This is a genomic window from Vulcanococcus sp. CPBay_Sum15L08_68, assembly GCF_017855895.1.
Taxonomy (GTDB): Bacteria; Cyanobacteriota; Cyanobacteriia; order PCC-6307; family Cyanobiaceae; genus Vulcanococcus.
The window spans coordinates 1-17,907 of the sequence record NZ_JAFMFX010000036.1 but is presented as its reverse complement, the minus strand read 5'-3'; the positions used below and the strand labels follow the sequence as shown (position 1 = coordinate 17,907).

General features: G+C 66.5%; 23 protein-coding genes and 1 pseudogene. 14 read left to right on the top strand and 10 right to left on the bottom strand.

What is annotated here, in order from left to right:
• The 5 genes and pseudogenes from QZ189_RS07290 to QZ189_RS07270 form a co-directional block, all read left to right on the top strand.
• Positions 1-231: pseudogene (locus QZ189_RS07290) on the top strand (allophycocyanin subunit beta); the annotation flags it as partial.
• A gap of 32 nt (positions 232-263) precedes the next feature.
• Positions 264-464: a phycobilisome linker polypeptide gene (locus tag QZ189_RS07285; RefSeq protein ID WP_247477076.1), complete on the top strand. Its 201-nt coding sequence runs from the start codon at positions 264-266 to the stop codon at positions 462-464.
• A gap of 105 nt (positions 465-569) precedes the next feature.
• Positions 570-1,751 carry an FtsW/RodA/SpoVE family cell cycle protein gene (locus QZ189_RS07280; protein ID WP_247477074.1) on the top strand — a complete coding sequence of 394 codons (1,182 nt, stop codon included), beginning with the start codon at positions 570-572 and terminating at the stop codon, positions 1,749-1,751.
• Positions 1,752-1,774: 23 nt separating this feature from the next.
• Positions 1,775-2,491: a cytochrome c biogenesis CcdA family protein gene (locus QZ189_RS07275; RefSeq protein WP_010315299.1), complete on the top strand. Its 717-nt coding sequence runs from the start codon at positions 1,775-1,777 to the stop codon at positions 2,489-2,491.
• A 25-nt stretch (positions 2,492-2,516) separates the two neighbouring features.
• The gene (locus tag QZ189_RS07270; protein ID WP_010315297.1) at positions 2,517-3,797 is read left to right on the top strand and encodes a cytochrome c biogenesis protein ResB; all 1,281 of its coding nucleotides are present in this window, start codon (positions 2,517-2,519) and stop codon (positions 3,795-3,797) included.
• On the opposite strand, the gene queF is transcribed toward QZ189_RS07270, so the two are convergent.
• On the bottom strand, positions 3,785-4,189 hold the full coding sequence (queF, locus tag QZ189_RS07265; protein ID WP_010315295.1) for a preQ(1) synthase: 405 nt from the start codon (positions 4,187-4,189) through the stop codon (positions 3,785-3,787). The genes QZ189_RS07270 and queF overlap by 13 nt on opposite strands.
• A 172-nt stretch (positions 4,190-4,361) precedes the next feature.
• Here queF and QZ189_RS07260 point away from each other — a divergent pair, with 172 nt between their 5' ends.
• The gene (locus QZ189_RS07260; protein ID WP_010315293.1) at positions 4,362-4,700 is read left to right on the top strand and encodes a P-II family nitrogen regulator; all 339 of its coding nucleotides are present in this window, start codon (positions 4,362-4,364) and stop codon (positions 4,698-4,700) included.
• A gap of 1 nt (position 4,701) precedes the next feature.
• Here QZ189_RS07260 and QZ189_RS07255 read toward each other — a convergent pair whose 3' ends face one another.
• Positions 4,702-5,535, bottom strand: coding sequence for a TlyA family RNA methyltransferase (locus QZ189_RS07255; RefSeq protein ID WP_296421413.1), 834 nt, complete (start codon positions 5,533-5,535; stop codon positions 4,702-4,704).
• A gap of 140 nt (positions 5,536-5,675) precedes the next feature.
• Between QZ189_RS07255 and QZ189_RS07250 the strand changes: the two genes are divergently transcribed.
• Positions 5,676-5,882 carry a hypothetical protein gene (locus QZ189_RS07250; RefSeq protein ID WP_010315289.1) on the top strand — a complete coding sequence of 69 codons (207 nt, stop codon included), beginning with the start codon at positions 5,676-5,678 and terminating at the stop codon, positions 5,880-5,882.
• Positions 5,883-5,934: 52 nt separating this feature from the next.
• On the top strand, positions 5,935-7,230 hold the full coding sequence (purB, locus tag QZ189_RS07245) for an adenylosuccinate lyase (RefSeq protein WP_010315287.1): 1,296 nt from the start codon (positions 5,935-5,937) through the stop codon (positions 7,228-7,230).
• 1 nt (position 7,231) lies between these two features.
• On the opposite strand, the gene QZ189_RS07240 is transcribed toward purB, so the two are convergent.
• Positions 7,232-7,666 carry a 23S rRNA (pseudouridine(1915)-N(3))-methyltransferase RlmH gene (locus tag QZ189_RS07240; RefSeq protein WP_010315285.1) on the bottom strand — a complete coding sequence of 145 codons (435 nt, stop codon included), beginning with the start codon at positions 7,664-7,666 and terminating at the stop codon, positions 7,232-7,234.
• Positions 7,667-7,775: 109 nt separating this feature from the next.
• Complete coding sequence (locus QZ189_RS07235; protein WP_247477070.1) at positions 7,776-10,586, bottom strand: DEAD/DEAH box helicase; 2,811 nt, start codon at positions 10,584-10,586, stop codon at positions 7,776-7,778.
• Positions 10,587-10,655: 69 nt separating this feature from the next.
• Here QZ189_RS07235 and QZ189_RS07230 point away from each other — a divergent pair, with 69 nt between their 5' ends.
• The 5 genes from QZ189_RS07230 to QZ189_RS07210 are packed head-to-tail and all read left to right on the top strand — an operon-like array spanning position 10,656 to position 14,106.
• On the top strand, positions 10,656-11,816 hold the full coding sequence (locus QZ189_RS07230) for an aminotransferase class I/II-fold pyridoxal phosphate-dependent enzyme (RefSeq protein ID WP_296421412.1): 1,161 nt from the start codon (positions 10,656-10,658) through the stop codon (positions 11,814-11,816).
• Positions 11,813-12,508 carry an alpha/beta hydrolase gene (locus QZ189_RS07225; protein ID WP_296421411.1) on the top strand — a complete coding sequence of 232 codons (696 nt, stop codon included), beginning with the start codon at positions 11,813-11,815 and terminating at the stop codon, positions 12,506-12,508. The genes QZ189_RS07230 and QZ189_RS07225 overlap by 4 nt, the downstream gene beginning before the upstream one ends.
• The gene (locus QZ189_RS07220; protein WP_296416283.1) at positions 12,495-13,271 is read left to right on the top strand and encodes an SAM-dependent methyltransferase; all 777 of its coding nucleotides are present in this window, start codon (positions 12,495-12,497) and stop codon (positions 13,269-13,271) included. The genes QZ189_RS07225 and QZ189_RS07220 overlap by 14 nt, the downstream gene beginning before the upstream one ends.
• Entirely contained in the window at positions 13,268-13,945 is a 678-nt protein-coding gene (gene bioD, locus QZ189_RS07215; RefSeq protein WP_296421410.1) for a dethiobiotin synthase, read from the top strand. The genes QZ189_RS07220 and bioD overlap by 4 nt, the downstream gene beginning before the upstream one ends.
• The gene (locus tag QZ189_RS07210; protein ID WP_010315271.1) at positions 13,942-14,106 is read left to right on the top strand and encodes a hypothetical protein; all 165 of its coding nucleotides are present in this window, start codon (positions 13,942-13,944) and stop codon (positions 14,104-14,106) included. The genes bioD and QZ189_RS07210 overlap by 4 nt, the downstream gene beginning before the upstream one ends.
• On the opposite strand, the gene QZ189_RS07205 is transcribed toward QZ189_RS07210, so the two are convergent.
• The gene (locus QZ189_RS07205) at positions 14,103-14,369 is read right to left on the bottom strand and encodes a DUF3143 domain-containing protein (protein WP_010315269.1); all 267 of its coding nucleotides are present in this window, start codon (positions 14,367-14,369) and stop codon (positions 14,103-14,105) included. The genes QZ189_RS07210 and QZ189_RS07205 overlap by 4 nt on opposite strands.
• The gene (locus QZ189_RS07200; RefSeq protein ID WP_296416281.1) at positions 14,311-14,811 is read right to left on the bottom strand and encodes a J domain-containing protein; all 501 of its coding nucleotides are present in this window, start codon (positions 14,809-14,811) and stop codon (positions 14,311-14,313) included. The genes QZ189_RS07205 and QZ189_RS07200 overlap by 59 nt, the downstream gene beginning before the upstream one ends.
• A 55-nt stretch (positions 14,812-14,866) precedes the next feature.
• On the opposite strand from QZ189_RS07200, the gene rsmG reads away from it, so the two are divergent.
• Positions 14,867-15,595: a 16S rRNA (guanine(527)-N(7))-methyltransferase RsmG gene (gene rsmG, locus QZ189_RS07195; protein ID WP_247477063.1), complete on the top strand. Its 729-nt coding sequence runs from the start codon at positions 14,867-14,869 to the stop codon at positions 15,593-15,595.
• Here the strand turns inward: rsmG and QZ189_RS07190 are convergent.
• Genes QZ189_RS07190 through QZ189_RS07175 form a run of 4 tightly spaced genes read right to left on the bottom strand, consistent with a single transcriptional unit; the run spans position 15,592 to position 17,800 of the window.
• Complete coding sequence (locus QZ189_RS07190) at positions 15,592-16,791, bottom strand: aldo/keto reductase (RefSeq protein WP_296421408.1); 1,200 nt, start codon at positions 16,789-16,791, stop codon at positions 15,592-15,594. The two genes, rsmG and QZ189_RS07190, sit on opposite strands and share 4 nt — an antisense overlap.
• The gene (locus QZ189_RS07185) at positions 16,791-17,186 is read right to left on the bottom strand and encodes a ferredoxin (protein WP_010315260.1); all 396 of its coding nucleotides are present in this window, start codon (positions 17,184-17,186) and stop codon (positions 16,791-16,793) included. The genes QZ189_RS07190 and QZ189_RS07185 overlap by 1 nt, the downstream gene beginning before the upstream one ends.
• Before the next feature lie 9 nt (positions 17,187-17,195).
• Positions 17,196-17,588 carry a DUF1257 domain-containing protein gene (locus tag QZ189_RS07180; RefSeq protein WP_247477059.1) on the bottom strand — a complete coding sequence of 131 codons (393 nt, stop codon included), beginning with the start codon at positions 17,586-17,588 and terminating at the stop codon, positions 17,196-17,198.
• Positions 17,588-17,800 (bottom strand): DUF2997 domain-containing protein, encoded by a 213-nt coding sequence (locus QZ189_RS07175; protein ID WP_010315257.1) that lies wholly within the window; start codon positions 17,798-17,800, stop codon positions 17,588-17,590. The genes QZ189_RS07180 and QZ189_RS07175 overlap by 1 nt, the downstream gene beginning before the upstream one ends.
• Positions 17,801-17,907: the final 107 nt, after the last annotated feature.

Sequence of the window (17,907 nt, the reverse complement as noted above, 5' to 3'; positions counted from 1 at the left end):
TACTACCTGCGCTACGCCACCTACGCCATGCTGGCCGGTGACACCTCGATCCTCGACGAGCGCGTTCTGAACGGCCTCAAGGAGACCTACAACTCCCTGGGTGTGCCCATCGGCGCAACCGTCCAGTCCATCCAGGCCATGAAGGAAGTGACCGCTTCCCTGGTTGGCCCCGACGCTGGTCGTGAAATGGGCGTGTACTTCGACTACATCAGCTCCGGCCTGGGTAACTGATCCCTGCCTTCGGCAAACCTGCGGATCAATCCATGCGCCTCTTCAAAATCACAGCTTGCATTCCCTGCCCGGAGAAGACCCGTTCCCAGCGCGAGCTGCAGAACACCTTCTTCACCAAGTGGGTGCCCTATGAAAGCTGGTTCGCTGAACAGCAGCGGATCATGAAGCAAGGGGGCAAAATCCTGAAAGTTGAACTCGTTGCTGGTCGCCGTCAGGTGAACCTGGGCAACTGATTCCTTCAGGCCGAAACCTTCTTCAAAAGCCCGGCACTGCCGGGCTTTTTTGTTGGCAAGCGCCAGAGAAATACGGGATAGTCAGTGTCTGATTTCCGCACCCCCTTGCCCGCTAAGCGACCGTGGCTCCCCGTGCCGTTTGAGCACTGGCCCGCAGAGGCACGCTTGCTCCTCGGGATGATCGCGATCTGGTGCCTCCTGGGCCTGGCTGTCCTGGGATCCGCCAGTTGGTGGGTCGCCGCCCGGGAGATGGGGGATGCCAGCTACTACCTCAAGCGCCAGGCCATCTGGATGCTGGTGAGCTGGGGCCTGCTCTATGCCGGCATCAGCATCAACCTCAGGCGCTGGCTGCGCATGGCCGGTCCAGCCCTACTGGCCGGAAGCGTTCTCGTCGCCCTCACCCTGGTGATCGGCAGCACGGTGAATGGCGCCAGCCGTTGGCTGGTGATCGGCCCGATTCAGATCCAGCCGACCGAACTGATCAAGCCCTTTCTCGTCCTCCAGGGAGCTGCCCTGTTCTCCCATTGGAGACGCATTTCCATCGATCAAAAGGTGCTCTGGCTCGGGGTCTTTGTGGTGACCCTCGGACTGATCCTCAAACAGCCAAACCTGAGTACCGCCTCCCTCTGCGGGATCCTGCTCTGGCTGATGGCACTCGGGTCGGGTCTGCCGCTTTGGGCCATGCTCGGCACCGCCGGCGCTGGCCTGGCGGTGGCGGTTGGAAGCATCTCGATCAACGAATACCAGCGCATTCGCGTCACCTCCTTCCTCAACCCTTGGAAAGATGCCCAGGGGGATGGCTATCAGCTGGTTCAGAGCCTCTTGGCCATCGGCTCCGGTGGTCTCTGGGGTGAGGGCTATGGCCTGTCCACACAGAAGCTGCAGTACCTCCCGATCCAGACCACCGACTTCATCTTCGCGGTCTTCGCTGAGGAGTTCGGCTACGTCGGATCCCTGCTGCTGCTGGTCTTCCTGCTGCTCTTTGGCTTTGTCGGCCTGCGCATTGCCCTGAGCTGCAGAAGCAACCAACAGCGGCTGGTGGCCATCGGCTGCACCACCCTGCTGGTGGGCCAGTCGATCTTGAACATCGCCGTGGCCAGTGGTGCCATGCCCACCACGGGATTACCGCTGCCGATGATCAGCTACGGCGGCAACTCCCTCCTCTCCAGCCTGCTCACCGCAGGCCTCCTGCTGCGCTGCTCCCTGGAGGGGGCCGGCCTGGAGCCCGGCAAGCCCCACCGCAACCGCCGGATCCAAGCCAAGCGGCAGAGCATGCCGATAGGCTGACCCCTCGCGCTGCGTACCGTTTGATGCTGGCTCAGGCCCTAGCGGATTGGGCCCGCAGTGGTGAGCAGCTGCTGAGCAGTTCCCTGGCCCATCCAGGGCCCCTGACCGTGGGGCTGGTGTTTGCTGGCGGTTTGATCACCAGCCTGGGCCCCTGCTCCCTCTCGCTGCTGCCTGTGACGCTGGCTTACCTGGCGGGATTTGACCGCGGTGGCCAGCGGCCCTGGGCCCGCAGCCTCAGTTTTTGCAGCGGCATCGTCGGCTCCCTGGTTCTCCTGGGCCTGGGTAGCGGCGCCCTAGGCCGCATCTATGGCCAGGTCCCTGGTGTTGTGCCGACCCTGGTGGCCCTCCTGGCGGTGGTGATGGGTCTGAACCTGCTGGGCCTGGTGCCCCTGCAGCTGCCGGCGGGGCCCGATCCGGAGCAGTGGCGGCAGCGGGTGCCACCCGCCCTGGCCCCACTGGCCGCAGGCCTGGCCTTTGGCCTGGCGGCCTCCCCCTGCACCACCCCTGTGCTGGCGGTCCTGCTGGCCTGGATCGCCCAGTCCGGGACCCCCCTGACCGGCGCCCTCCTGCTGACCGCCTTCGCCGCTGGGCAGGTGATGCCTCTGCTGCTGGCGGGCACCGCTGCGGCCTGGGCTCCCCGACTCCTGGCCCTGCGCTCCCTCGGGCAATGGGTACCGCCCATCAGCGGGGCCGTGCTCCTTCTGACCGGCTGCCTGACCCTGCTGGCCCGCTGGACCTAAACCCAGCTTTCCTTCCACCCCACCGATGAAGCGACTGATCGCCTGGATCTCTGACCTGCGGGTGGCCATTGGCCTGTTGATCCTGATCGCCGCGGCCAGCGGACTGGGGACCTTTGTGCCGCAGAAGGAAGCCGCCGCGCTGTACCACCGCGTCTATGACCCAGAACCCTGGCTGGGACTGCTCAATGGTGACGCGATCCTCTCGCTGCAGCTGGATCATGTGTATTCGAGCAGCTGGTTCCTCGCCCTGCTGGCCTGGCTCGGGCTCGCCCTGATCCTCTGCAGCTGGCGTCGCCAGTGGCCGGCCCTACAGGCCGCCCTGCGCTGGATCGACTACCAAACCCCCCGTCAGCTCAGCAAGCTCACCCTGGCGGAGACCATCGCCGTTCCCGACCCCAAGGCCAGCCTGACGCGGCTTGAGACCTTGCTTCAGAGCCGTGGCTGGGAACTCCAACCCCAGGGGGATCGCCTGGCGGCCCGCAAAGGCGTATTGGGACGGGTCGGCCCACTGCTTGTTCACGCCGGTCTGGTGGTCCTGATGGTGGGGGCCGCCTGGGGATCCCTCGGCGGCCAACGTCTGGAGCGGTTTCTCGCCCCTGGCAACGAGCTGGAGCTGCTGAACAGCCGCGGTGAAACCCAGGTCAGCGTCAGCTTGGAGCGCTTCGGCGTGGAGCGGGACCCGGCGGGACGCCCGGAACAATTCCGCTCCCAGTTGACCTTGACCCCAAGCCAAGGCCAGGAGGTCTCCCAGGCGGAGATCAGCGTCAACCATCCGCTGCGTTACCGCGGCATGACCCTGTATCAGGCGGACTGGGCCCTCTCCGCCATCAAGGTGCAACTCGGGAAGAGCCCAATCCTGGAGCTGCCGCTTCAAAGCTTTCCCCAGCTCGGAGAACAGGTCTGGGGGATCGTCCTACCCACCCGGCCCGATGGCAGCAACCCGGTGCTTCTGGCTCTCTCCAGTGAGGAAGGTCCGGTGACGGCCTACTCCGCCGACGCTGAAATCCTGGCCACCCTGATCCCCGGGGGGGACGCCGCTGAGGTCGAGGGAATTCCGCTGCGGGTGGCCGGTGTGGTCCCAGCCAGCGGCATCCTGCTCAAACGGGACCCCGGGGTGCCCCTGGTCTACGGCGGATTTGCCATCGCCCTGGCCGGCGGTGCCCTCAGCCTGATCGCAACCCGTCAGATCTGGGCGATCGCCGAGGCCGGTGGCCAGAAGCTCCACGTTGCCGGTCTCTGCAACCGCAACCTGACGGCCCTGGCCAATGAATTGCCGCTGCTGATCGCGGAGGTTCAGCAGGGCTGACGGGTGCCGTGGCAGGCCCGAATCACCGTGTGGACATTGCCGCGGGGATTGAAATCGGCCTCCAGTTGCATCCAGACCGGAGCGCAGGCCGCGACGAAGTCATCGAGGATGCGGTTGGTCACCTCCTCATGGGAGATCGACTGATCGCGGTAGCTGTTGACGTAGAGCTTGATCGCCTTGAGCTCCATCACCCGGGGACCGGGTTGATAGATCAGGCGCAGGGTGGCGAAATCGGGGTAACCCGAGAACGGGCACTTGCAGGTGAATTCCGGCAGGGTGATCGACACCTCGTAGGGGCGCTCAGGCCGGGGGTTGTCGAAACAGATCAGCTCCGCCTCGGCAATGGCGCGCTCTCCGTAGAGGGGGGTACGGGTTGTTGCGGTCGCAGTCATCCAAGCGCTCGTCCTGACTTCGGATGCTACGCATCGCGGCCCTTCAACCAAGGCGGTATCAACGGTCACATCGCCCGCCGAAAGACTGCGCCCTAATGGCTTCAGAAGGTCCGCAAAGACCTTTCCTCGCCGGATTTTCCTGAGAGAATTCCCCCATCTCCAGCCCTGAGCCATGAAAAAAATCGAGGCCATCATTCGCCCCTTCAAGCTCGAAGACGTGAAGCTGGCCCTGGTCAACGCCGGCATCGTCGGCATGACCGTCAGCGAGGTTCGCGGCTTTGGTCGCCAGAAGGGCCAAGTCGAGCGCTACCGCGGTTCTGAGTTCACCGTGGAGTTCCTGCAGAAGCTCAAGCTGGAAATCGTGGTGGATGACGCCCGCGTCGACACCGTGGTGAATGCCATCCAAGACGCCGCCCGCACCGGCGAGATCGGCGACGGCAAGATCTTCATCAGCCCCGTGGAGTCTGTGGTCCGGATCCGCACCGGCGACAAGGACAACAGCGCGATCTGAGCTAGCTGGCCAAGGTCAGCTCCACCAACCTCCGAATGTGTTCCTCTGTGGGGGGCACTTCGGAGGTTTTCTCTTGCTCGCTCCAGTCCCCTGAACGCAACCAGAGCAGATATTCGTGGTTGCCCGCGGGCCCGGTAATCGGAGACGCCACCACCCCACAAGCGCGCCAGCCCTCGCGCTCCGCCGCAGCGATCACCCCCGCAATGGCGTCGGCATGGGCCAGGGGGTCTCGCACCACTCCCCCCTTCCCGACCCGCTCTTTCCCGACCTCAAACTGAGGTTTGACCAACAGCACCGCCTCGCGGCGCTCGCCCTTGAGCAGGCGGCCCAAGGCCGGCAGCACCAAGCCCAAGCGAATAAACGAGACGTCCGCCACGGCCAGATCAGGCCAGGGGTCATCGCCGCCATAGAGATCCTCCGGCTGCAGGTGGCGCAGGTTGGTGCGCTCCTTCAGCACCAGGCGCTCGTCGGTGCGCAGGCTCCAGGCTGTTTGGCCGTAGCCCACATCCACGCCATAGACCCGGGATGCCCCGTGCTGCAGCAGGCAATCGGTGAAGCCACCGGTGGAGATCCCACCATCCAGGCAGACGCGCTGATCCAGGCCTAAGGGGAAGGCCTCAACGGCCGCCATCAGCTTCTCGCCACCCCGGGAGACAAACCGTTGGGGCTGCTCCACCTGCAGCTCCAGCTCCGGCAGCACCTCAAGTCCAGGCTTATCCAGGATGCGATCACCGCTGCGGACCTTGCCGGCACGGATCAACTGCTGCGCCTGCTGACGGGAGGTGACCAGACCCAGCTCCACCAGCTGCAGATCCAAGCGTCGCTTTCGACCCATCGGGCAGCGGCCCAGCACCTCTGCATCGTGCCGTACGCCCGTTTAATCACAAAGCTCGAAGCGAAACCGAATAAAAACCGGTGCTGAATGGGTTTCCCTGGGAACACTCCTGAGGATGTTCCAAACCAAGGGGTACCACCGTGGCCCGCACTCCCAAACCCCACAGCGCGAAGGTGGTTGAACTGCTGCAACCCGGCAGCTTCGTGAAGCTGCGCAATCAGCCATCGGACCTGCCCCCCTTCCAAGTGCTGCGCTGCCGTGGAGGGCGCTGCTGGGTTCAACAACAGGCTTGGGGCCCACTGGTGCAGTGGGAGGTGGAGCACCACAAGCTCACCAGCGTCGCCTAGGGCCCCGAAAGGCCATTCCATACATTGGTCTTGATGTGAGCCAGGCGCGGCCTTGATCGAGCGTTACACCCTGCCCGAGATGGGCGCTATCTGGAGCGAGCAGGCCAAGTTCCAGAGCTGGCTGGACGTGGAGATTGCAGCCACCGAGGCCAACTGCGAACTGGGACGCGTCCCGGCTGAGGCCGTCGCGACGATCAAAGAGAAAGCCAGCTTCAGCGTCGAGCGGATCCTCGAGATCGAAGCCGAGGTCCGTCACGACGTCATCGCCTTTCTGACCAACGTCAACGAGCACGTGGGTGACGCCGGTCGCCACATCCACGTGGGCATGACCAGCTCCGATGTCCTCGACACCGGTGTGGCCCTGCAGATGAAGGCCTCCGTCAAGCTGCTGCGCCAGGAGCTGGACTTGCTCGCGGACGCCCTGCGGGCCCTCGCGCGCGAGCACAAGGCCACGGTGATGATCGGCCGCTCCCACGCCATCCACGGTGAACCCATCACCTTCGGCTTCAAGGTGGCTGGCTGGCTCGCCGAAGTGGTGCGCAACCAGCAGCGCCTGGAGCACCTGGAAACCGCCGTCAGCGTCGGCCAGATCTCCGGTGCCATGGGCACCTACGCCAACACCGACCCCCGGGTGGAGGAGATCGCCTGCGCCAAGCTCGGCCTGGTGCCCGACACCGCCAGCACCCAGGTGATCTCCCGCGATCGCCACGCGGAGTACATCCAGACCCTGGCCCTGGTGGGTGCCGCCCTCGAGCGCTTCTCCACCGAGATCCGCAACCTGCAGCGCACCGACGTGCTGGAGGTCGAGGAGAACTTCGCCAAGGGACAGAAGGGCAGCTCCGCCATGCCCCACAAGCGCAACCCAATCCGCAGCGAACGGATCAGTGGCCTGGCCCGGGTGCTGCGCAGCTACGTCGTGGCAGCGCTGGAGAACTGCGCCCTCTGGCACGAGCGGGACATCAGCCACAGCTCCGTGGAGCGCATGATGCTGCCCGACTGCTCGGTCACCCTCCACTTCATGCTGCGGGAGATGACCTCCGTGGTGAAGGGTCTCGGGGTCTACCCCGGCAACATGGCCCGCAACATGAACGTCTACGGCGGCGTGGTCTTCAGCCAGCGGGTGCTGCTGGCCCTGGTGGAAGCCGGCATCAGCCGCGAAGACGCCTACCGGATCGTGCAGCGCAACGCCCACACCGCCTGGAACACCGAGGGCGGCAACTTCCGGGCCAACCTGGAGGCCGATGGCGAGGTGACCTCACGCCTCACTGCCGAGCAGCTGGCGGAGTGCTTCTCCACCGATCTGCACCAGGCCAACCTGGATGTGATCTGGAAGCGCCTCGCGATCTGATTCAGGGCTTGTGATACGGCCCGCCCTGCTGAATGGTCATCGCCCGGTAGAGCTGCTCCAGCAGCAATAACCGGGCCAGTTCATGGGGGAAGGTCATCGGCGAGAGGCTCAGGCGCCAGCTGGCGCGGGCCTTCAAGGCCGGGTCAATGCCCTCAGCGCCGCCGATCACAAAGGCCAAGCGCTCTGACCCCGAGCCCTCGAGACGCTGGGCCAGAGCCACCGAGTCCAAGGTCTGGCCTTCCTCGGTGAGGATCACCAAGCGCTCGTCGGGCTTCAGGGCCGCCAGGATCGCTTCGGCCTCCTTGGCCATGCCGGCATCGCGGAGCTCCAGGACCTGCAATCCCGGCAGGCGCTTGAGGAAGGTGGAGGCTCCCTCGAGCACCCAGCTCTTGCGCAACTTGCCCACCGCCAGGATGCGGATGCGGGACGGATTCATCACGCGCTCACGCTACCCATGCCCCTTGCCCTCTTCTGGACGCCCTACGCCGACTGGCTGTACACCGTGGGCAGTACGGCCGGATTGCTGCTGATCGTCTGGCTGGTGCTTAGGCCGCGGGATTAAGCGCCGAAGGATCGGCCTGGCGGGCGGTGGCGGGATTGGAGTCCTCCCCTGAAGCCTGGCCGCCATCGATCGGCTCCCGCACAGGGAAGCGGTTGATCGCCTTGAGGGCCGCCCGAGCGTTGGTGCGCAACTGCTCGCTGATGGCTTCGCAGTAGGGGATCTGCGCCAGAAGATCGACGGTGCGGCGCATGATCCGCACCACATCGCCCTCATCCAACGAGGTGTTCGCGATCAGGTCGCTCCAGCTGACGCCCTTGGCCCAGGCATGGACCAAGCCCATCAGCTCCCCTTCAAACCAGACCGGCATCACGACCTTGCCGGCCTCCTGTTGCCGCTGCAGTTCGCGGCGAATGCCGCGCAGGTCATGCATCGCCTCATCGGCCGCTGGCGGCGGTGGATAGCCACTCCAGAGATCCGGGCGATTCACCTCCGTTGAGATCGCCTCCAGCACGGCGGCGAGGTCCGCGGGATCCAGCTCATCGAGGTGACCGCTCATCAGCGCCAATCCCAGCCAGAGCTCGTTGTCCCCCCGCAGGGCGGCCACGGTGCGGCCCACTTCGCTCGGATCCAGGCCCTCGTCCCCCTCGAGGCAGCCGAAGAAGCGCAGGATCTCGATCAATGCCAGGAAGGTTTCCCAGTGGCGATTGGCGCGGAAGTGCAGCACGCGCTGGCGCTCGGCAATCTCCGCCTCCAACTCCTCCATGCGGAAGCGCTGCTTGCGCAGCTTCTTGCGGTCGCCGGCGCCGTGGGCCGGATGCAATTCCAGGGCCAGCTCCAGCTCACGCACCAGATGGGCCTGGGCCTGAACCTCACCGGCCAGGTCGTACTGGGGCGTGACCATGTCGTGGCGCCGGGCCATGTGTCCGACGGCCAAGGCCAGGCCACCGCTGGCCTGATCGCCATGGCGCAGCTCGCCGGGGCGGTGCAGCTCGGGAACGGCCACATCCTTGACCTGAAGGCAGGTGAGCTCGGCATGGAGGCTGACCACTGCACTGCAGGGCACCAGCACCCAAACGTTCTCGTCGGTGAGGCAGCACAGCAGCGGGAACTGACCTGAGCCCTGTTGCTTCTCAACGATCACCGCCGGTGTGACCCGGCCCCGCAGAACCGGAGCCTTCAGGCTCACCAGCGTTCCCTCGCTGGCAAAACGCAGGGCCAAGGTGAGTTCATGGGCCAGGGTTTCCTCGGCCTGCTGCTGCAGGATCCGCAGCAGTCGGCGCTCTTCCCGCAGGCGGCCGCGCTGCTTCTCATAGTCCTCAAAGTCCTCCCAATCAACCTCCTGAACGGTGCCGCTGAGGTCCCCCAACTGCTCGCGCAGCTCACTGATGCGGGCCTCGTCCTCCGTGAGATCGAGGGTCGCCAGGTAGCGACCGAAGCTGCGCTCCACCAACTCCTTGGCCTTGGAGAGCTCATAGCGCTGCAGCAGGTTCAGGACCATGCCGTAGCTCGGGGTGAACTGACTCACCAGCGGGTCAGCCGGGCTGGTGGCCAGCTGCCCCGCCTCCCGGACACCCTCAAAGCGGCTCTGCACGGTGACGACGTAGCCCTGGGAATCCAGTCCACGGCGACCCGCCCGGCCGGCCATCTGCAGGAACTCGCTGCCCATCAGGGGGCGGTGGCCCCGCTCCGTGCGCTTGGAGAGGGCTGAAATCACGGTGCTGCGGGCGGGCATGTTGATGCCGGCCGCCAGGGTCTCGGTGGCAAACACCACCTTCACCAGCCCCTGCTGGAAGAGCTCCTCGATCAGTTCCTTCCAAGCCGGCAACACCCCGGCGTGGTGGGCCGCGATCCCCCGCAGCAGGGCATCGTCATGGCCGCCATCGCGTACGGCTTCGGGGGTGGCCGCCATGAAGACATCCAGGCGCGCCTGAATGCGGGCCTGCTCCTGGGGGCTGACCAGGCAGACCTTGCCCAGGTCACGAACGGCCTTGTCGCAGCCGCGTCTGCTGAAGATGAAATAGATGGCCGGCAGCATCTCCCGCTCCGCCATCTGGGCCACGACGAAGCCCAGCGGTGGCGCCTCCGGCTGCGGCGGCCTCGGGGTTTTGGGCCCGCGGCGGTTACGCCCCCCCTTGGGGGCACGCCAGACCTTGCAGTTGGGGTGGAGGCCCGTGCCCTCGTCGTTGAGCAGGGGATGCAGGCCCTTGGCACTGCAAAAACTGAACTGCAGCGGCACCGGCCGGAAGTCGCTCATCACCAAGCGGGTCGGCCCATGGACCTGCTCAATCCAGTCGGTGAGCTGCCCGGCGTTGGCCACCGTCGCCGAGAGGGCCACCAGCTGCACCACCGGGGGGCAGTGAATGATCGACTCCTCCCAGACCGTGCCGCGCTGGGAGTCATTCATGTAGTGGCACTCATCGAGCACCACGGCCTCCACGTCGGCCAAGGGGTCATCCCCCTGCTCGGCCTCGGCGTAGAGCATGTTCCGGAAGATCTCCGTGGTCATGACCACGATCGAGGCCTCCCGGTTCACGGTGAGGTCGCCAGTCATCAGGCCGACGCGCTCGGCCCCGAACTGCTCGCGGAAATCCCTCAGTTTTTGGTTCGAGAGGGCCTTGAGCGGCGTTGTGTAGAAGACCTTCTGACCGTGGGCCAGGGCGCGATGGATCGCGTACTCACCGATCAAGGTCTTGCCCGATCCGGTGGGGGCGCTGACCACCACCGAATGGCCCTGATTCAGGGCTTCAATCGCCTCCAGCTGAAAGTCATCGAGGCTGAAGGGGAAGAGTTGCTCCAGGGGCGGCACGTCCGTGGACTGGGCCGGGGTGCCGGGGACCGAAGCGCTACTGGGCATTAGTAGATCCTATGGGCTCCAGCCAAACGGGCAAACTGAGGGCATTCACCCGAGGGCGCAGCTGGGGCGATGGAGGCAGCCGATCCATTGGCACCCCTGGCCGCCGATCTGGCCGCCCTGGCTCCGGAACGCCGCCGCCGTCTGCGCAGCCTGCAGCCGGCGGGCCAGGCCGCCTTTGTCGCAGAGGGATCTCCCCTGCTGGATCTCGCCAGCAACGACTACCTGGGGCTGAGCCGCGATCCGGCCCTCCAGCGTGCAGCGACTGAAGCCATCCAGAGCGAAGGGGTAGGGGCTGGGGCCTCTCGGCTGATCAGCGGAACACGTCCCCTGCACGGGACCCTCGAGCGGGCCCTGGGCACCTGGCTGGGGCGCGAGCGGGTCCTGCTCTATCCCAGCGGATTTCAGGCGAACATTGCTGCGGTTCAGGCCCTGGCGGACCGGCACACCTGGGTGCTGGCCGATCGGTTGATTCACCACTCGCTGCTGGTGGGGATCCAAGCGACGGGGGCCAAGCTGCGGCGCTTTCAGCACAACGACCTCAGTGACCTGGAGGCGCAGCTGCAGCGCGCCCGCCGCGATGCCCCCCAACGCCGGCTGCTGGTGCTCAGTGAAAGCCTGTTTTCGATGGAGGGCAGCTCCCCCGATGTCGCCGCCTTAGCCGAGCTCTGCCGCGGCCATGGCGCGGCCCTGCTGCTGGATGAGGCCCACGCCCTTGGGGTGCTGGGGGAGGGGGGCCGAGGCCTGGGCTACGGCATCCAGGACATCAGCCTGATCAGCGGCACCTTCGGCAAGGCCTTTGGCAGTGGCGGAGCCTTTCTGGCGGGGAATGCCACGGTGGGGGACTGGTTGCTGCAGCACTCCGGGCCGTTCCGCTACAGCACGGCCCTGGCGCCACCGCTCGTGGCGGCGGCCGCCGCCGGTCTTACTGCGATTCAGGAGCGGGAACCCGAGCGCCTGGCCCTGCTGCAGCGGGCCCAGCGCTGGCGTGACGCCCTCGAGGCAGCGGGCTGGCCGAGGCCCTGCGGGAGCGGGCCGATCCTGCCGCTGCTGGTGGGGGACGATCACCGCGCCTTGGCACTGCAGCAGCAACTGGAGCAGGCAGGACTGCTGAGCGTGGCGATCCGCCCCCCGACCGTCCCTGTGGGAACGGCACGGCTGCGGCTCGTGCTTCGGCACGATTGCCCCGCCGGGACTTTGGACCGGTTGATTGAGGCTCTGGGGGAACCATGAGCGCGATCCAGCTCATCGGCATGCATGGCTGGGCTGGGGACCACCGCAGCTGGGCTCCCTGGGCGGAGGGCGCTGCGGCGCGGGGTTGGTCCATGGACTGCGGGGAACGGGGCTATGGCCAGGAATCCCCCCTGCAACCCCGCTGGGAGACCAGCGCCCAGCGGCGCGTTGTCCTGGCCCATTCCTTCGGCCCGCACCTGCTGAACGAGGACCTCTGGCAGGGAGCCACAGCGGCTGTACTGCTGGCGAGCTTCACCCGCTTTGTCCCGGAAGGCCGAGAGGGGCGGGCCATCAGTGCGGCCCTGCGGGCCATGGGGCGCAGGATCAAGCTCGGAGAGGAGCAGGAGCAACTGCGGGACTTCCTGCGGCAAGCCGCTGCACCGCAATCCAGGTCGCTGCTGCCCGCTGGCCCCCTGGAACAGGGAATCAGCGATGCGGGCCGGGAACGACTGCTCGAGGACCTCGAGCACCTGGGGGCCACCAGCGCTCTCCCAGCGGGCTTCCCCAGCGGAATCCCCGTGCTGCTGGTCCAGGCTGGCCAGGACCAGATCGTGACGGCCAGGAGTCGCCTGGAACTGCAGCAAGCCCTGCCCCAGGCCACGGTCTGGACACGCGACGACCTGGGGCACTCCCTGATCGATCCGGCCTTGCCGGACGCCGTGCTCGATTGGATTGCCGATGTCCAGGCCTGAACCGCCGGCAGAGGGTTTCAGCGAGGCCGTCCGCGGCTGCTTCAGCGAGGGGGCCCGCCTGTACCCCAGCCGGGCGCGCCTTCAGGCCGCTGTCGCCCAACGGCTCGCCGGCCTCACTGCCCGCCAGGGGGTGCGATTCCCCCCCGGTCCCCTGGCTGATCTGGGGGCAGGCAGTGGGCTGCTGAGTCGCTCCCTGGAGGCGGCCCTCGGCCAAGGCCCCTGGCTACGGATCGACGCCTGCAGCGCCCTCCTCGAGCAGGGTGCTGGTGAGAACGCTGCGCTGATCCACTGGGATCTCAATCAGGGCCTGCCGGCGAGCCTGCAGCAACCGGCGGCCCTGGCCTCGAGCTTCGCCCTGCAATGGCTGGAGCAACCCGAACAGCAGCTGGGGACCTGGTGTGAGCAACTCCAACCTGGAGGCTGGCTGATCCTGGGGGTCCCCACCTCCGGCAGCTTCCCGCTCTGGCACCAGGCCGCAGCCCAGGCAGGGGTGCCCTGCACCGCCCTGGAGCTCCCTTGCGCCCAACGGCTGATCGACTGCGCCCAGCACCGGCTGCAGTTGCATCACGCTCAGGTGCTGCGGTTCAGCCGTCCGAACCGGGGCGGTCTCTGGTTCCTGCAACAGATCAAGGCGATCGGCGCCCAGGCCAGCCGCAGTCCCAAGCTCAATGCGGGACAACTCCGCCGCCTGCTGCGGGCCTGGCCGGGCCCGCAGCAGGCGATCGTTTGGGAGGTGCTGGTGCTCCTAGGACAGAAGCGATGACAGACACACCGCTTGGCGCCAACCAACGCCTAGTGATCTGCGGCACCGACACCGATGTCGGCAAAACCGTGGTCAGCGCCCTAGTGGTGCAGGGCCTGAAGGCCCACTACTGGAAACCGGTGCAGTGCGGGCTGGAGAACGGAGAAGGGGATCGTGAGCGGGTGCAGCGCTGGCTCGGCCTCCCGGACGCGCGGGTCCTGCCCGAGGCCTATCGCTTCGCCGCTCCGGTCTCGCCCCATTGGGCCGCCGAACTGGAACCTGGGGATCAGCCCCCGATTGACTGCGAGCACCTCTCTCTCCCGGACGTGGAGGGTCCCCTGGTGGTGGAGACCGCCGGTGGGCTGCTCGTGCCCCTACGCCTGGACTGGTTGCAGATTGAGCAGTTGCAACGCTGGAACCTGCCGGTGCTGCTGGTGGCCCGCTCGGGGCTGGGCACCTTGAACCACACCCTGCTCTCGATCGAGGCCCTGCGCAGCCGCCATCTGCCGCTGCTGGGGATCCTGCTGAACGGGGAGCCCCATCCCAACAATGCGAGCACCCTCGAGAGCATCTCAGGGGTTCCGGTGCTGGGCTGTCTGCCGCCGCTCCCGAGCCTCGATGCCGTCAGCCTGCAACAGCAGTGGCAGGCCTTGGATCTCGTTCATAAGCTCAAGGGGGTCACGAGCCGCCCATGAAACCCTCCTCAGTCGCGGTCATCGCTGCTGTCACAGCCCTCTGCGCTGGGATCCTGGTGCTGTTCACCGACATCGAACTCTCGTTCGTGCGCTGGGTGAACTGTGGCCCGTTCTCCACCCTCAACGAAGAGCAGAGCGAGGTCTGCAAGCGCCAGCTCTAGGGGCCCGCCAGGATCGCAGCCTGCACGTCCGCGCGGGTGAGGCCGTAGGGGAAGTGGCGCTCCACTGAGCCCGCACCCTGCCCCCAGCGCACCGTCAGTTCTTCTGAACCCAAGACCATCTCGGCGCTCCAGGCGACGGTGGTCAGGTCCCATTCACAGGAGTGGTGGCCGCGCTGGATGCCGCCGAGCTCAGCGAGCCAACGCTCAAGAACCGGCAGCGGGTGGTTGTACAGCGGGGTCTGAGGCGACGGCAGATCCGACATCCACAAGCAGCGGGCTTGACCCATCAGTTTGCCCACCGGCCTCCAGCCAGCTGGGGGGCTTGAGGAATTCGGCGCCGCGGGACCAGGCCAGGCCGACCCCCAACACCAGGCTGAAGGCGACCGCCACGGCCAGCAGCAGCAGCGCGAACCACTCACCACCGGAGAGGGCGCGACGGACCGGAACTGGTTTCGGTGCGGTCCGTAGTGGCCGAAGGGGCAGCGGGGCCCGCAGGGTCGCGTCGTAACTGCGCCGGCGCTCAGGATCGCTGAGGGTGAGGTAGGCCTGCTGGAGACGGCGAAAGGCCTCCCGGGCCTCGGCCTCGGGCAAGTCGGTGGTGTCCGGGTGGTAGCGCTTGCTCAGGCTGCGAAAGGCCTGCCTCAACTCCTGACTGGAGGCCTCACTGGGCACCTCCAGCAGCTCGTAGTGATTGGCAGCCGCCAACGCAGGACACCGGTTGGGGAGGATCCTAGAGAGTGTGACGAGATCAGCCCAGGGGATGCCAGCGCCAGCAGACGCACTATGGGAGGCCTTGCACTGGAGACCCAGCGACGATCAGCTCCAGCGCTTCCTCCAACTCCAGGAGGAGCTGCGCCAGTGGAATAGCCGGGTCAACCTGACCCGCCTGGTGGAGGGCGATGACTTCTGGATCGCCCAGATCTTCGACAGCCTTTGGCCCCTGGTGCCGCAGTTGCAGGCGAACCCCGAAGCCGCCCTGCGCTGCATCGATGTCGGCACCGGGGGGGGCTTCCCGGGGCTGGCCGTCGCCATTGCCTTCCCCCAGGCGCAGCTGACCCTGGTGGATTCCGTGGGGCGCAAAACCCAGGCCGTTGAGGCGATGGCCCAGAGCCTGGGGTTGGGGGAGCGCGTGGAGCTGCGCTGCGAGCGCATTGAACTCACCGGGCGGCAAAAACGCTGCCGCGGCCAGTTCGACCTGGCCATGGCCCGCGCCGTGGCCGCCGCACCGGTGGTGGCGGAGTATCTCGTGCCCCTGCTCGCCCCTGGTGGCGAGGCCCTGCTCTACCGCGGGCAGTGGGGCGGGGAGGACCAAGCCCAGCTTGAGAAGGCGGCCACGCAGCTCAAGGCCCAGATCCTGTCCTGCCGTCAACAGGAGCTGCCGGGGGAGCGGGGGCAACGCACCGCGATCGTGCTGCAGCCGAAGGAACCCTGCCCGAAGACCTACCCCCGGGCCGTGGGACTTCCCAGCAAATTCCCGCTGGGGAGTTAGTCCTCCTGCATCAGGCGCTTGCTGGGGGTGCCCCCCACACGCTCCCGCAGGCGGCGCAGGATGCCGGGGATCTGCTCAACCCAGGGACTGGCCTGAAGCACCGCCTTGAGCTCGGCCTCGCTCACGCTCTCGTCCAAGGCGTCGGCATTGGCACCAGGGAACCAATGGCTCGCCGCACCCAGCAGGCCGTAGCGGGCCTTGGCATAACTCTGGAGATCCCAGGCCTCCAGGAGGTTGTGCAGCCAGAGCAGGGTGGGCAGGTTGATCTGTCCAGGGGTGTCCTGCCATCTGGGCAGCCCCTGCTGCCAACTGCCCAGCCAGGCATCGCCGAGGGCGGAGAGCCGTGCCCCCTCGAGACGACTCACAATCGGAGGCAACAGCTCAGCGGCCTGGGGAAGCAAGGCGACGGCCTCCAGATGCAAGGCCAAGTCCTGCGGCCCTGAGGCTCCGACACTGATGGTCTGAATCCCGGGGTGGCTCAGGCAGAACAGATCGTTGAAGACGATCGGATGCAGCGGAGCACAGAGTTCCAGCAGCCGCTCTGACGGGCTATGGAGATGCCCCCCCTTGTCGGTGGGACTGATCACAAACACCCCCATGTCCCGGGCGCGGGCCGCCGCAATGGCGGGGCCGTTGTCCTGGCGGATGAAATACCAGTGGAGGTTGACGTAGTCGAAGGCATCGCTGGCAATGGCCGCCTCGATCAGCTCCAGGGGGCCATGGGTCGAGAAGCCCACGCAGCCGATGCGGCCGTCCTGCTGCCAGCGCCGGGCCACCTCCATGCAGCCCCCTGGCTTGAGGGTGGCCTGCAGATGCTCCGGCAGGTTGATGCCGTGGATCGCCAGGCAGTCCACCCGATCGACCGCCAAGCGATCGAAGCTCAGCTGGAGCTCTGCCTCGAAGGCCTGGGCATCGTCCTGGGGAGGGACCTTGGTCTGCAGAATCCTCTGGGGATCAGGAATCTGGGGTAGCAACCAACCCAGCTGACGCTCGGAACTGCCGTAGTGCCGGGCCGTCTCGACGTGGTGAAAGCCGTGCTGCACGGCCGCTGCCAGCGTGGCCCGCAGGTTGTCCTGGCTCTCGGCCGTGATGCGATCGGCAGGCAGGTCAGACCAGCTCTGCTGAAAGCGCATCCCGCCAAGGGAGAGCAGCGGCATTGCCAGCTCGGTGCGGCCAAAGCGCCGTGTGGGCAGCATCAATGGGGCTCCCGCCTCGGGAAGGTGCGCCGGGAGCGAACCGGCGTCGGCAAACCCAGGGGCTGGAGTTCCTGGTGACGGGTTTGTTCTTGGAGCTCGGGCAGCTCCTCGTAACTCACCCAGTGAATGCAATCGACCGGGCAGGTGTCGATGGCTTCTTGAATCGTCTCGGTGCTGTCGCCGTCCTGACGGATGGCCCGCGAACGGCCCCAGTCGGCTTCCACCACAAAGGTGTTGCCGGCCACGTGGGCGCAGTAGCGGCAGCCGATGCAGACGGCCTCATCCACCCAGACCGCCTTCTGGCGCAGCGCTCCTCCGAGTACGGGCTCAAGACCGCTGCGCTCGGTGGCCGGGGCTGCTGGTGCCGAGAAGGCAACGGAGGGATCGATCCCCACGCCGAGGACCTAGCCGTCCCAGCGGGTCACGACGAGCTCAATCGTGCCGTCCTGCTCTTGGCGCTCTTCCGCCACCTGGAAGCCTTCCTGGGCCGAGGCCGCCAGGATGCTGCGCAGGGCATAGCGCTGGGTGAGCTTGGAGAGGAAGCGCTCGACGGGGATCGGCTGACTCCAGAGATCGAGATCGGTCACCAGCTCGTAGCTGCCAGAGGCGGCATTCCAACGGAAGCCCAGATCGCCGGCACCCTCGGTGGGGATGGACAGCTCAGCGGTCACGGTCTGGCCCCGGTATCCACGCACCTGGCACTCGCCCTCCATGGGGGAGTGACCCAGATCTTTCAGGGCATCAATCAGAGCGGAGCGATCGCGCAGTTCTGTTTTGACGGTGCTGAAGTGCGACATCAGGAGACCTGGGACGAAAGAGTCTGCTCGGGCTGAACTGTGGTGGTTTGGCCCTGGAAGGCTTCAGAGGTGGGCTGGCGTTGTTGAACAACGCCCAACTTCTCCTCGATCCGCTCGGTGAGCTGCTCGCAGCCGTGGCCGGTGATGCCCTCAACGACCTCTTCGACGCGACCGTCAGGCCGAATGCGAAAGCGGATCGTTTGCTGGGCCATCCCGAGACACGGGCGGTGTCACGCGATGCTAGCCGCGAGAGCCGGTTGCTGAGTGGAGCGGCGCCTTATGCCAGCAGTCCCTCATCCACCAGGGTCTGCAGGCGCTC